At 42.7% G+C, this 14,472-nt stretch carries 12 protein-coding genes and 1 tRNA gene; 12 read left to right on the top strand and 1 reads right to left on the bottom strand.

All coding sequences use genetic code 11. The features are described from left to right. The 10 genes from ACQ76V_RS11290 to rpoC all read left to right on the top strand — a co-directional run. On the top strand, window positions 1-77 hold a 77-nt coding region (locus tag ACQ76V_RS11290; protein WP_422447782.1), incomplete at its 5' end, for a hypothetical protein. 71 nt (window positions 78-148) lie between these two features. Beyond that, window positions 149-221 (top strand) — tRNA-Trp (locus ACQ76V_RS11295). 25 nt (window positions 222-246) lie between these two features. Then, window positions 247-426, top strand: a complete 180-nt coding sequence (gene secE / locus ACQ76V_RS11300; RefSeq protein WP_441000609.1) for a preprotein translocase subunit SecE — start codon at window positions 247-249, stop codon at window positions 424-426. Then, complete coding sequence (gene nusG, locus ACQ76V_RS11305; protein ID WP_441000610.1) at window positions 426-989, top strand: transcription termination/antitermination protein NusG; 564 nt, start codon at window positions 426-428, stop codon at window positions 987-989. Before secE ends, nusG begins: the two co-directional genes overlap by 1 nt. A gap of 75 nt (window positions 990-1,064) precedes the next feature. Next, a complete protein-coding gene (gene rplK / locus ACQ76V_RS11310) occupies window positions 1,065-1,496 on the top strand; it encodes a 50S ribosomal protein L11 (RefSeq protein ID WP_441000611.1) in 432 nt (143 codons plus the stop codon). 15 nt (window positions 1,497-1,511) lie between these two features. Beyond that, window positions 1,512-2,213, top strand: coding sequence for a 50S ribosomal protein L1 (gene rplA / locus ACQ76V_RS11315; protein WP_441000612.1), 702 nt, complete (start codon window positions 1,512-1,514; stop codon window positions 2,211-2,213). Window positions 2,214-2,234: 21 nt separating this feature from the next. Continuing rightward, a complete protein-coding gene (rplJ, locus tag ACQ76V_RS11320) occupies window positions 2,235-2,759 on the top strand; it encodes a 50S ribosomal protein L10 (protein ID WP_441000613.1) in 525 nt (174 codons plus the stop codon). Between the two features lie 54 nt (window positions 2,760-2,813). Beyond that, the gene (gene rplL / locus ACQ76V_RS11325; protein WP_441000614.1) at window positions 2,814-3,185 is read left to right on the top strand and encodes a 50S ribosomal protein L7/L12; all 372 of its coding nucleotides are present in this window, start codon (window positions 2,814-2,816) and stop codon (window positions 3,183-3,185) included. A gap of 178 nt (window positions 3,186-3,363) precedes the next feature. Beyond that, window positions 3,364-7,179 carry a DNA-directed RNA polymerase subunit beta gene (gene rpoB, locus ACQ76V_RS11330; RefSeq protein ID WP_441000615.1) on the top strand — a complete coding sequence of 1,272 codons (3,816 nt, stop codon included), beginning with the start codon at window positions 3,364-3,366 and terminating at the stop codon, window positions 7,177-7,179. A 52-nt stretch (window positions 7,180-7,231) separates the two neighbouring features. Further along, window positions 7,232-11,578 (top strand): DNA-directed RNA polymerase subunit beta', encoded by a 4,347-nt coding sequence (rpoC, locus tag ACQ76V_RS11335; RefSeq protein WP_441000616.1) that lies wholly within the window; start codon window positions 7,232-7,234, stop codon window positions 11,576-11,578. A 138-nt stretch (window positions 11,579-11,716) separates the two neighbouring features. Here the strand turns inward: rpoC and ACQ76V_RS11340 are convergent, their stop codons facing one another. After that, window positions 11,717-12,061 (bottom strand): YtxH domain-containing protein, encoded by a 345-nt coding sequence (locus ACQ76V_RS11340; RefSeq protein WP_441000617.1) that lies wholly within the window; start codon window positions 12,059-12,061, stop codon window positions 11,717-11,719. Window positions 12,062-12,311: 250 nt separating this feature from the next. Between ACQ76V_RS11340 and fsa the strand changes: the two genes are divergently transcribed. After that, window positions 12,312-12,974, top strand: coding sequence for a fructose-6-phosphate aldolase (gene fsa / locus ACQ76V_RS11345; protein ID WP_441000618.1), 663 nt, complete (start codon window positions 12,312-12,314; stop codon window positions 12,972-12,974). Between the two features lie 117 nt (window positions 12,975-13,091). Beyond that, the gene (locus tag ACQ76V_RS11350; protein WP_441000619.1) at window positions 13,092-14,471 is read left to right on the top strand and encodes a replication-associated recombination protein A; all 1,380 of its coding nucleotides are present in this window, start codon (window positions 13,092-13,094) and stop codon (window positions 14,469-14,471) included. Window position 14,472 lies beyond the last annotated feature (1 nt).

Genomic DNA, 14,472 nt, shown 5'->3' on the forward strand with positions numbered 1-14,472 from the left:
AAGAAGGTCTGCGTTTTGCGATCCGCGAGGGCGGCCGCACGGTAGGCGCCGGTGTTGTAACTGAAATTATAGAATAATAAATCAGGTTTCTGCACGTAAAATTGCATGAAAGAATAGGCTTCTTTTGAGGTCTGTTCTTTCGGCATATACGGGTGTAGCTCAATTGGCAGAGCAGCGGTCTCCAAAACCGAAGGTTGTGGGTTCAAGTCCTTCCACCCGTGCAAGTTTAGAATTGGATAAAAATTCATGAATAGCATTAAAGAATATTTAGAAGATGTGCGCAAGGAGATGAAAAAGGTCTCCTGGCCAGATCAGCAAGAGTTGATTGATTACACCATTGTTGTAGTGGTATTCACAATACTCTTGTCAGCATTTATTTTTGCAGTAGATCAGGTTTATAGCATTGTATTAGAGTCCATTTATTAATGACACAAGAAGATCAGCATAAGTGGTATATAGTTCGTGTGTTTTCAAATCACGAAAAGAAAGTGAAGCGTTATTTGGATCGTGAAATTGAGATGCAGGGACTTGAGGATAAAATCAGCGAGGTGCTGATTCCTACAGAAACAGTTATTGAAATACGTTCAGGAAAGAAAAAGACGCGCGAAAAGAATTTTCTCCCTGGCTATATACTGCTGAAAACAATATACGATGAAGAAGTAAATAATCTCATTCAGGGTGCTCCCTCTACGATTGGATTTCTGAAGAATAAAAATGAACATAAGCCTAAGCCTCTTCGTAAAGCAGAGGTAAATAGAATTCTTGGGCAAGTTCAGGATAATGAAGATATGATGGAGCAAGGGGGTAAGATTGAAATCCCCTATGATGAAGGAGATATTGTTAAGGTCATTGATGGTCCGTTTAAAGATTTTGATGGAACCGTACAAGAAGTTAATACTGATAAACTCAAACTACGTGTTCTTGTAAGTATTTTCGGTCGAAAGACCCCGGTTGAAGTTGGTGTGAACCAGGTAGAACCTGCAACTTGACCACAATTATTAATCACTTGATGCAAAGTGAGCTATTACGCGGCAAATAAAAATAAGTACAAGCAGTAAATTAAAATGGCAAAAAAAGTAGATCAAGTACTTAAGCTCCAGATTCGTGGCGGGCAGGCAAATCCTGCACCACCTGTTGGACCTGCGTTAGGTCAGGCTGGAATCAATATTATGGAGTTTTGTAAGGCATTTAATGCTGCTACACAAGATGATGCCGGGACGATTATTCCGGTTGAAATTACTGTGTATCAGGATAAATCCTTCACTTTCATAACAAAGACTCCACCTGCTGCAGTACTGCTAAAACAAGCGGCTGGGATTAAATCCGGTTCCGGAGAGCCAAACCGTACTAAGGTTGGCCAGGTAACCTGGACTCAGTGCAAAGAGATAGCAGAACAGAAGATGCAGGACCTCAATGCTTTTGAAATTGAGAATGCTGCAGAAATGATTGCAGGTACTGCCAGAAGTATGGGGCTGCGAGTACTAAGAGATAAATAGAAGGTAAATTAATTTATGTCAACTAAACGAGGAAAGAAATACCAAGAGGCCGCAGAGCTCATTGATTCCGAGTTGGAATATACTTTGGAAGAAGCTTGTGATCTTGTGAAGAAGACCTCTAAGGTTAACTTCGATGCATCCGTTGATCTGGATTTACGGCTGGGAGTTGATCCCCGTCATGCCGATCAAATGGTGCGTGGTTCTGTTACCCTGCCACATGGCACAGGTAAGGAAGTGCGTGTATTAGCTTTGGTTAACGAAGCTAAGCAAGAAGAAGCCGAAGAGGCTGGAGCAGATCATGTAGGTCTTGACGAGTATATTGAGAAAATTGAAGAAGGATGGACAGACGTTGATGTAATTATTGCTACTCCGGATGTTATGGGACAGATAGGGAAACTGGGACGCATTTTGGGTCCCCGTGGACTTATGCCCAATCCGAAAAGTGGTACTGTTACAAACGATGTAGCTGATGCAGTTGAAGAAGCAAAATCCGGTAAAATTGATTTCCGTGTAGACAAATATGGTATTCTACACGCTTCAATCGGACGCGTAAGCTTCGATGCCAGCGAAATCCGTGAAAATGCTCTGGAATTTTTGCGTACGGTCATGCGACTCAGACCCGCTTCTGCTAAAGGATTATATATCAGAAGCGCGTTTATGAGTTCAACAATGGGCCCAAGCATTCCATTGAGTCGTTCATCTGTAATTTCTGCATAAAGACAAAATAGGAACTAAATAATGCCAACATTAGCAGAAAAGAAACAAGCTGTTGAAGAAATTACCGAAGATCTGAAGAGTTCAGGTGCTGTTTATATCACCAACTATTCAGGTATGTCGGTAAAAGAAATCAACAATATGCGTGGCGAATTCTTTGAAGGTGATATCAAGTATAAAGTGTATAAAAACACCTTGGTACAACGAGCCATGGACGAAGTTGGAGGATATGAAGATTTGTATCCCCACTTGATTGAACAAAATGGTTTTGCCTTTGTAGAAGAAGAGCTTGCCGCACCCGCAAAAGTGATTAAAAAACTTTTTGACGAAACAGATAGGCCAAAATTTAAAGCTGCAATCATCGATGGAGATTACTACGGTGAGGATGAGCTTGATACATTGGCTGCAATGAAGTCTAAGAGCGAAGTTATTGGAGACATTGTTGGTCTCTTGCTTGCTCCTGTTTCAAATGTTGTAGGTGCTTTACAAGCTCCCGGTCGAAATATTGCCGGAGCCCTTGAAACAATCGCCGAAGAAGGCGACGAATAACAATTACTAATACACGAATTTTCAATTCACAAAGATCAATCGGAGAAATAAACAATGGCTGACGTTAAAGATTTAGCTGAACAATTAGTCAACTTAACTGTAAAAGAAGCAAACGAACTCGCAAACTTCCTTGAGGAAGAATACGACATTAAGCCTGCAGCTGCTGGAGTAGCTGTTGCTGCTGGTGGCGGAGAAGGTGACGGCGAAGAAGAACAAACTGAATTTGATGTTGTTCTTACCGGTGCCGGAGACAAAAAGATTGCTGTAATTAAAGAAGTTCGCAGCATCACTGGTCTCGGTCTAAAAGAAGCCAAGGAATTGGTTGATAACGCACCAAACCCAGTTAAAGAAGCTGTCTCTAAAGAAGAAGCTGAAGACCTTAAGTCTAAGCTTGAAGACGCAGGCGCTGAAGTTGAGCTTAAGTAATTAGCGCTCAATCAAATACGTATTTGTCATTAGCCAATATCGTTTTACGGTATTGGCTATTGGCGTCTATTTGCATGCCAGTAATTCACTTTGTATAAAGTGTATTTGAAGCGGCAAAATCAGCTCATCATCATCTTTTAATTAAAAGGAGAGGTTCCTTTTGAATAAACAAAGTAAAATGGAGAAAATACCTTTCACCGACCGCTTATCATTTGGTAGTACCGAACATGTGCTCGACTATCCTGATTTTCTGGATATACAGCTCGAATCATTTTCGGAATTTACCCAATTAGATATTGCTCCGGAAGACCGTAAAAATCAGGGTCTTCAAAAAATATTTAATAATAACTTTCCTATTCAGGATTCTCGTGAAACTCACATTTTGGAATTCATGCATTACAGCGTGGATACTCCAAAATACAGCATCAAGGAATGTCAGGAGCGTGGGCTTTCCTATGCCGTGCCACTAAAAGCAAAGCTGCGTCTTTCTGCTGTGGACGATGATGACGAGACGACCGAAACCATTGAGCAGGAAGTATTTTTGGGTGATCTGCCATGGATGACGGAAAAAGGAAGTTTTATTGTTAATGGATCCGAACGGGTTATTGTAAGTCAACTTCACCGTTCACCGGGTGCCTTTTTCGGACAGAATGTACACCCAAATGGAACACAATTGTATAATGCCAAGGTAATTCCTTTTAAAGGATCTTGGATTGAGTTTTCTACAGATATACGAGATGTGCTTTGGGCTTATATCGATCGTAAAAAGAAGGTTCCATTCACAACTTTGCTTCGGGCGTTAGGTTACTCCACTGATGAGGAGTTGTTTAACCTTTTTGGAGGAACCGAGCAGATAGAGGTTGAATCCAAAAAACAGTATAACGATGAGTTAGTTGGTCGACGTCTTGCTACCGATATCGTAGAAGAAAAGATTGAAGAAGTTATTGATGATGAAACAGGTGAAGTAACCGAAGCAGAAAGTCGCGAAGTGCTTCTCGAAGTTGATCATGAACTGACGGAAGATGATTATGGTCTGTTACAAGAAGCCGGCTTGGAAAAAGTTCGAGTGCAAACACTTGAACCCGAAGAATCTGAGCGTGACGTCTTTATGAACACCATGCGTAAAGATCCCTCACACGATGAGGAGTCTGCTCTTGCAGAAATTTATCGTCAGATTAGAACAGGTGAAATGCCGGATGCTGAAACAGCACGACAAGTGCTGGAGCGTCTGTTCTTTAGTGACAAGAAGTATGATCTTGGGGAAGTAGGGCGTTATCGTTTGAACAAGCGTCTGAAGATAGACGTGGATATGGACACCCGCTATCTTACGAAGGAAGACATCCTGGCCATTATCAGGGAGATCATTCGTTTGAAAAATATGAAAGCTCAGGTTGATGATATTGATCACTTGAGTAATCGTAGAGTACGTACCATCGGTGAGCAAATTTCTCAGCAATTTTCTATTGGGCTTGCACGGATGTCCCGTACTATCAAGGAGCGAATGAACTCTCGTGATGCTGAGCAGTTAACACCACAAGATCTTGTTAATGCGCGGACAATTTCGTCGGTGATTAACACCTTTTTTGGTACGAATCAGCTATCGCAGTTCATGGATCAAACCAACCCGATGGCGACCTTGACACACAAACGCCGTATGTCGGCCCTTGGACCGGGTGGATTGACACGAGAACGTGCTGGTTTTGAGGTTCGTGACGTGCACTATACGCACTATGGTCGATTATGCCCAATTGAAACGCCTGAGGGACCAAATATTGGCTTGATCACATCACTCTGTGTGCATTCCAAGGTGAATGATTTTGGGTTCCTTGAAACCCCTTATCGAAAGATTGAGGATGGCAAAGCAACCAAAGATATTGAATATCTATCTGCCGAGCAGGAAGATGAAACGGTAATTGCACAGGCGAATGCTCCAATTGACGAAAAGGGAGTATTTAAGAATGATAATATTTTCTCTCGTTTTCGTGATGGGGAGGTTGGTTTGGCTGATCCGGAAGAAATTGAGTTCATGGATGTTTCGACAAATCAGATTGCATCTGTTGCCGCTTCATTAATTCCTTTTGTGGAACATAATGATGCGAACCGTGCTCTTATGGGGGCGAACATGCAGCGTCAGGCTGTACCGTTGTTGCGTCCCGAATCACCTACCGTTGGTACTGGGCTGGAGCATCGTGCTGCGAAAGACTCTCGTGCAATCATAACCGCTGATGAAGATGGTGAAGTGGTTTATGTTAGTGCGAAAGAGATTCATGTGAAGTACGATCGTACGGACATGGAGCAGCAATGCTACTTTGATGAAGGAGTCAAAAAGTACAAACTGAGCAAGTTTGAACGTACGAATCAGGATACCACTATCAACCAGACACCAATTGTTGAAGTTGGTGACAAGGTTAAGAAAGGCCAAACACTGGCTGATGGCTGTGCTACTGATCAGGGTGAACTGGCCCTGGGACGAAATGTTCTTATCGGTTTTGTACCGTGGAGAGGATACAACTTTGAGGATGCAATTGTGGTTAGTGAGCGCGTTGTTCAGGAAGATATGTATACTTCCATCCACATTGAAGAATTTGAGCAGGAGGTTCGTGATACCAAGCGCGGTGAAGAAGAGCTTACCCGTGAGATTCCTAATGTGAGTGAAGATTCTACCAAAGATCTTGATGAACAGGGAATTGTACGAACGGGAGCAAAGGTTAGCCACGGTGATATATTGGTAGGTAAAATTACACCAAAAGGTGAAACCGACCCAACACCGGAAGAAAAACTACTGCGTGCAATTTTCGGAGATAAAGCCGGAGATGTTAAAGACGCATCGCTGAAAGTTCCGCCGGGAGTATCAGGGACTGTAATTGATACGAAGCTCTTTAGCCGAAAGCGTGATGAACAGATTTCACGCAGAGAGGAGAAAAAGCAGGTTGAGCTCGAAAATGAACGCCACCAAGAAAAAGTGGATGAGCTGAACAGCAAAATGGTGGATAAACTCTATACCCTGCTGAGAGATAAAACTTCTCCCGGAGTGTATGATTTTAATGGCGTAGAGCTAATTCCTAAAGGTGAGAAGTATCGTAAATCAGATTTTGAAGAGCTCGACCCTGTAAATATTAATGAAAATATTCAATGGGCTACCGATGATGAATTGGTAGAACATGTTCGTTTGCTCTTTAAGAATTATCGTTCGCTTCGCAGAGAAATTGATACTGAAGCAAAACGAAGAAAATATCAGATCCAGGTTGGAGACGATCTCCCGCCCGGAATCATCCAGAAGGCGAAAGTCTATGTCGCCAAAAAGCGTAAATTGCAAGTAGGTGACAAGCTTTCCGGCCGCCACGGTAATAAGGGTGTGATCGCTAAGGTTGTACCGGAAGAAGATATGCCCTATATGGCTGACGGAACACCTGTTGATATCTGTCTTAATCCGCTGGGTGTACCATCGCGTATGAACCTCGGACAGATTTACGAGACAATTCTGGGATGGGCCGGCAAGAAACTGGGCGTTAAATTTGCATCGCCTATTTTTGATGGTGCCAGCGAAGAGCAGGTAAAAGAGAAAATGCGTGAAGCGGGCTTACCGGAAGACGGTCGCGTTACATTATATGATGGCCGGACCGGTGAACCGATGGATCAGAAATCAACAGTTGGGTATATGTATATCCTTAAGTTGAATCACTTGATCCAGGATAAGATGCATGCCCGTTCAATTGGACCATATTCTCTTATTACGCAACAGCCACTGGGTGGTAAAGCACAGTTTGGTGGTCAGCGTCTCGGTGAGATGGAGGTTTGGGCACTGTATGCCTATGGCGCTTCCAGTATACTTAAAGAGATGCTTACTGTAAAAAGTGATGATGTGAAAGGTCGTTCTCGTGTTTACGAAGCTATTGTAAAAGGCGAAAACTTGCCTGAAGGTGATGTGCCAGAATCATTCAAGGTACTGCTGCGCGAAATGATGGGTCTTGGCCTTGAAATTCACATCGACTAATTAGAACAACAGAATTTATACTGTTAAATAAAGTCAATCCGGAGGTACTTCCTTGCCGACTACTAACACATTAACAGTTTCGAAAGACTTCGATAAAATTGGTATTTCACTTGCGTCACCTGAGACTATCTTGTCTCGGTCGCACGGCGAAGTCTTAACTCCCGAAACAATCAACTATCGTACATTTAAACCGGAAATGGATGGTCTTTTCTGTGAAAAGATCTTCGGTCCGGTAAAAGACTATGAATGCCATTGTGGCAAATACAAACGGATCCGTTACAAAGGGATTATTTGTGACCGTTGCGGTGTAGAAGTAACCCGAAAAGCAGTTCGACGGGAGCGTATGGGACATATTTCCCTGACCGTGCCTGTCGTACATATTTGGTACTTCAAATCACTGCCCAATAAACTTGCATACCTCTTGGGATATTCTTCCAAGAACCTTGAGAAGATTGTCTATTATGAGACGTATGTGATCATGAATCCCGGTGTTGCCCGTGACCTTGGTTATAAAAAGGGCGACCTTATCTCTGAAGAAGAGTACTATGATATTCAGGAACAGCTCCCTGAAGATCAGTGGGAGATGGATGACGATGACGAGGATAAATTCCGAGCTAAAGAAGGTGCCGAGGCTATTGAAGAGCTTTTGGCAACTCAGGATCTGGATGAGTTGGCATATCGTCTGCGTTACGAAGCCCGTAACGAAACGTCGCAGATGCGCAAGAAGAAAAAGCTAAAGCGACTACAGGTTATAGAATCATTCCGAGCGGCTAACCAGCACACCGAAAACCGCCCTGAATGGATGGTTCAAAGTGTGATTCCTGTTATTCCTCCGGAATTACGACCACTGGTACCTTTGGAAGGTGGCCGATTTGCAACTTCTGATCTTAACGATCTGTATCGACGGGTTATCATTCGAAATAACCGACTCAAGCGTCTGATTGATATCAAGGCGCCGGATGTGATTCTGCGTAATGAGAAGCGTATGCTACAGGAAGCGGTTGATTCGCTTTATGATAATTCCCGCAAATCCAACGCAGTACGGAATAACAACCGTCCTCTGAAATCTCTCAGTGATATGCTGAAAGGAAAAAGCGGACGATTCCGACAAAACTTGCTTGGAAAACGTGTTGACTATTCCGGCCGTTCCGTTATTGTGGTAGGCCCTGAACTGAAGATGCATCAGTGTGGTCTGCCCAAGGAGATGGCTGTAGAGCTTTACAAACCATTCATTATCCGCCGCTTAATTGAACGTGGATATGTAAAAACAGTTAAGTCGGCGAAGAAAGTCGTTGACCGTCGAGACTCGGTTGTTTGGGAAGTGCTTGAAAATGTTATTGATGGTCATCCCGTACTGCTTAATCGTGCACCGACACTGCACAGGCTTGGTATACAGGCGTTTCAACCGGTACTGATTGAGGAAAAAGCAATTCGATTGCATCCGCTCGCATGTACCGCCTATAACGCTGACTTTGACGGTGACCAGATGGCCGTACACTTGCCGCTAAGTCATGATGCTGTATTAGAGGCATCGGTTCTTATGCTGGGGTCCCATAACTTGTTAAGTCCTGCTAATGGTGGCCCTATTGCGGTACCGTCTCAGGATATGGTTCTGGGTATCTATTATATGACCAAGATGGCCAATGATAAGCGAGGTGAAGGTAAAACCTTTGCCAATATGGATGAAGTGCTGATCGCCTATGATCGCGATCGTATTGATATGCACGCCAAGATTAATCTTCGTATCACCAAGGAAAATGAAGATGGTGAACAAGTACAGGAGATAATCAAGACCACTACGGGTCGGGTATTATTCAATAAAATTCTACCGGAAGCAATGGAATTCGTGAATAAGACGCTTGGCAAGAAAGAGCTGCGTGTCTTGATTGGCGACATCCATTATGAGGTGGGGACAGCTCGTACGGCTGAATTTCTTGATGACATGAAACGTCTCGGTTTTGAAGAAGCTACAACCGGTGGGCTTTCCTTTAGTCTTGAAGATATTGTAACGCCTAAAGAAAAAGATGAGCTGCTTGAAAAAGCTAAAAATGAGGTAGCTGAAATTGATGACCGTTATGAGATGGGCTTCATTACTGATAATGAACGCTATAATCAGGTTATTGATAAGTGGACGAGTACCACAAACCGTGTTTCCGAATCGCTGTTTAATGCATTGACAGAAGACAGGGATGGATTCAATCCGGTATTTATGATGGCTGATTCTGGTGCTCGAGGTTCTAAAGAGCAGATTCGTCAGCTTGGAGGTATGCGTGGACTGATGGCTAAGCCACAGAAAAGCTCCCAGCAGGAAGGCAATGAAGTTATTGAGAATCCCATTCTTTCCTCCTTTAAAGAGGGACTGACGGTTCTTGAATACTTTATCTCTACGCACGGCGCTCGTAAGGGTCTGGCCGATACGGCTCTCAAAACAGCTGATGCCGGTTATCTTACACGACGACTTGTAGATGTTTCTCAGGATATCATTATCAATGAGCAAGACTGTGGAACATTGCGTGGTATTAAGATGAAGGCTCTGAAAGATAACGAGGATGTTATCGAGAGTCTGGAAGATCGTATCTTGGGTCGTGTTTCATTGCACGATATTTATGATCCTATTACTGATGAACTTCTTTGTGAAGCCAATCAGATGATTGATGAAAATGTGGCTCAAAGCATTGCCGAAACATCGATTGAAGAAGTTGAGATTCGATCAGTACTTACCTGTGAAACAGAGCGCGGAGTATGCTCTATGTGCTACGGTCGAGACTTGGCACGTAACACGATGGTTCAGGTTGGTGAGGCTGTAGGAGTTATTGCAGCTCAATCAATTGGTGAGCCCGGTACACAGCTTACACTGCGTACATTCCACGTTGGTGGTACGGCCTCTCGCGTTGAGTCAGAATCAATGCACAAGGCTAAATTCGAAGGTGAGGTTGAATTCGAAAATATCCGCGTTGTTGAATACGATGACGGAGAAGAAATCCACGATGTCGTACTCAGTCGGGCCGGAGAAATCAAGATTAAGGATGAAGAAGGTAAAGAACTCATTTCTTACAACATTCCTTACGGTTCTGAACTCTTGGTCGAAGAAGGTGACGAGGTTCCCAAAGGAGTACCCCTATGTACTTGGGATCCTTACAATGCTAATATTTATGCTGAAATTGACGGAGTTGTTGAGTATAAAGATATCCTCGAAGATATTACTTTCGCTGAAGAAACGGATGCTCAAACAGGTCACCGTGAAAAAGTGGTAATCGATTCTAAGGATCGTTCGTTGATACCTACGCTGTTGGTTAAAGGTGGCGATGATCGAGTTCGAGAAAAAACGCTCCCTGTTGATACACATATTGTTGTAGAAGACGGGCAAGAGGTTGCTGCCGGACAAGTATTAGCTAAGATTCCACGATCAACTGGACAATCGAAAGATATTACAGCAGGTCTGCCGCGAGTTACCGAGCTATTTGAGGCTCGTTCGCCAAGTGATCCTGCTGCGGTATCAGAAATTGACGGTATTGTTAAGATGGGTGGCCGTAAGCGCGGTAAGCAGGAAGTTATCGTTGAAAGTAAAGATGGCAAGACCGAAAAAACATATCTCATATCTCTTTCCAAGCACATTCTTGTGCAGGAGAATGATTATGTAGAAGCGGGTCAGCAGCTGTCCGACGGTACTATTCCGGCCGAAGAAATTCTAAATATTCTCGGACCTTATGCCGTACAGTCGTACCTTGTGAACGAAATTCAGGAGGTATACAGGCTTCAGGGTGTGAAAATCAATGACAAACACATTGAAACTATTGTTCGCACCATGATGCAGAAGGTTGAGGTAACTGATCCCGGTGATACCATGTATCTTGAGGGAGATAAAGTTGACCGATTTGAGCTCAACAATAAGAATGATGAGCTTATCGGTAAATACGTTGTTACTGAGGTCGGTGGAAGTGACCTTAAGCAGGGAAGACTGCTAACACGTCGCGAAGTTCGAGAAACAAATAATGAACTGATCAAAGAAGGATTAGAAGAGATAGAGACACGTGAAGCGGAACCGGCAATATCTAAGCCGATACTGCTTGGTATTACACGTGCTGCACTCTCTACAGAAAGCTGGCTGTCTGCCGCTTCATTCCAGGAGACTACAAAAGTGCTGACACAAGCATCTATTGAGGCCAAGAAGGATCTCCTTCAGGGTCTAAAAGAAAATGTGATTGTTGGTCATAAAGTACCTGCCGGTACGGGTCTCCGTAAGTATGATGATCTGATTGTTGGTAAGAAAGAAGAGCTTGACGAAGAAGAGCAAGAAGTTGCTAAAGTATTCGATGAGCTTGCCGGATCAGAAGAAGCAAATGGAGAGGAAGAAGCGAAACCGACAGCAGAAGCTGATGTTGAGGATGATGAATCCTAATTACTTTTCTAAAACCATTCAATAATAAAAAAGTGCCCGTCAGAAATGATGGGCACTTTTTTTATATAACCAATCCTAATAGAGGGTATAAAATCTATTTGAACCTATAATATTTTGGTTTAAAAATGTATAGGTTGATCAGGAAGATTTATCAGCATTATGCTGAGTAGAATTATTTTCCTTGCCTCCTTTGGTATCATCAATGGTATCTAACAGGTCTTCTGCTTCGCGTATAAGATCTTCAGCTCGATGACGAGCATCTTCAACAACGAGGTCACCTTGTCGTTTAGCTTCCGAAATAGCTTCTTTCTCCTCAGAAAGTTGATCAATTAAATGAGTAAGTTCATCCAGATACGAACTTAAACGATAAGAAATGACGTCTCGTGTATTGCTTCCTTTATCTGGAGCATAAAGTAATGCTACTACTGATCCTACCAAAGCTCCGGATATTAAACCAAGTGTAAAGTCTTTAGATTTGCTCATAATAAACTACTGCCTCCTGTAGCCTGTTTTATCAAATAACTGAAATTAGTTAAAATGCTTCCACATTAACGTTTGTTTTGTTCCTTTAATATGTAATATCCTGTAGATTTTTGAAAACGATAATATCTATAAATTCTACGTCTGAATGGTACAATTGAAATGAAATATCAGAGAACATCAGGATTAAGAAAGAGAATCAATTTTTTTTATCTTAAGCACAATAAAAACAACCAACAAAGGATCGATTTCTATGAAATTTTTTATTGATACTGCTGATCTTGATGAAATCAAGGAAGCAAATGATTTAGGGGTGTTAGATGGCGTAACTACAAATCCAAGTTTATGTGCTAAAATTGGTGTGGCTGATTTTGAAGGACATATTGCAAAAATATGCAATCTTGTTGATGGAGATGTTTCAGCCGAAGTTGTTTCTACAGAATATGATGAAATTGTTTCAGAAGCACGTGGTTTAGCACAGATTGCTGATAATGTGGTGGTAAAGGTGCCTCTTATTAAAGAGGGAATTAAAGCCATCAAGACGTTGTCTGATGAAGGGATTCGTACTAATTGTACACTCTGTTTTTCTGCGACACAAGCATTGTTAGCTGCTAAAGCAGGGGCTACTTATATTTCGCCATTTATTGGACGATTAGATGATATCTCAGATGACGGCATGCAGCTTATTGAGGATGTGGTGACAATCTATGAAAATTATGGTTACGAGACGGAAGTTCTTGCAGCAAGCATTCGTCATCCGATGCATGTACTTGAATCGGCACGATTGGGAGCAGATGTTGCTACGATGCCTCTAAATGTGATTGATCAGCTACTGCATCATCCATTAACAGACCGTGGCCTTGAGCGCTTTCTTGATGATTGGAATGCACTACAGGAAGAGCAGAACAAAAAGTAATGTAAATGTTATTTTTGGGATTAATGCTCGGTATAGCTCATGCCGGGCATTTTTTCTTGTTGGTATGCTTGAGGAATTAAAAAAGAAAAACATATTATAAAACAGTGAGCAATTGTAATGGACCTGTTTAACGGAGAATCTGATTCTGGAGATCCCAGGGAGAAAACAAATTTTGTTAATCCCCACCAGCCCCTTGCTACTCGCATGCGGCCTCGGTCTCTTGAGGAATTTGTTGGCCAAGATCACATCGTTGGCGAAGGAAAAATGCTGCACCGTATGATTGATTTGGGGGTTATTGGATCATTGATTTTCTACGGTCCACCAAGTTCCGGGAAAACCACCTTGGCTCATGTAATATCGCGAGAAATAAACGCAGAATATGTGGAGCTAAATGCGGTACTCGATGGAATTAAGGATTTAAGAAAAGTGGTTGCCAAAGCAGAAAAAGTCCAGCAGATGAATAGTCGTAAAACTATTCTTTTTGTGGATGAAATTCATCGCTGGAATAAGGCTCAGCAAGATGCGTTACTTCCACACCTGGAGTCAGGGGTGATCACCCTTATAGGGGCTACAACCGAAAATCCGTTTTATTCCCTGGTAAGTCCGCTGCTGTCTCGCTGCCAGCTTTTCGAGTTGTATGACTTGACGACCGATCATGTATTAACCATGATTGATAGATCACTTCAGGATGAGGAACGTGGTTTGGGTAAAAAGAATGTCAAAGTAACGACTCAGGCCAAACAGCATCTTGCAGAATTTGCGGGAGGGGATATCCGAAATGCGATTAATGCTCTGGAGGTAGCGGTGTTGTCCAGTGACCCTGATGACGAAGGGATAATTCAAATCGATTTAGAAATAGCTAAAGAATGTATTCAGCGCAGAGGAGTCCGTTATGATGCTGGTGGGGATGAGCACTATCACTATGCATCAGCCTTTATTAAGTCTTTGCGCGGGTCAGACGTAGATGCAGCTCTTTATTGGATGGTGGCAATGTTGGAGGGAGGAGAAGATCCCAATTTTATATTTAGGCGCATGCTTATTCAAGCTTCAGAGGATGTGGGAATGGCCGATCCGCACGCTCTTTCTTTAGTGAATTCGGCTCACGAAGCGTTTACAAAATGTGGAATGCCGGAGGGACTTTATTTTTTGGCTCATGCATGTATTTATGTAGCCTTGGCTCCGAAAAGCAACAGTGCAGGGGCAGTATTTTCAGTTCGCAACGAAATTCAGAAGAATGGTATTGGGGAAGTCCCACCACATTTACGCGATAAAACAGCAAATTCTAAACAGTCGAGATACCTGGGGATTGAGAATGCATCTGATGATTATCACTATCCGCATTCGTATGATCATCACTGGATTCCGCAAGATTATTTGCCGGAAGATGTAAAAAATAAACACTGGTATGACGCCGGGGCGATTGGACGTGAGGGAAAACTTTGGGATCGGCTTGAGAAGATTAAAGAGGCCTACAAAGAAGCTAAAAAGAAACGATAGC

This window comes from Fodinibius sp. SL11, from assembly GCF_052060035.1.
Classification (GTDB): Bacteria; Bacteroidota; Rhodothermia; order Balneolales; family Balneolaceae; genus Fodinibius.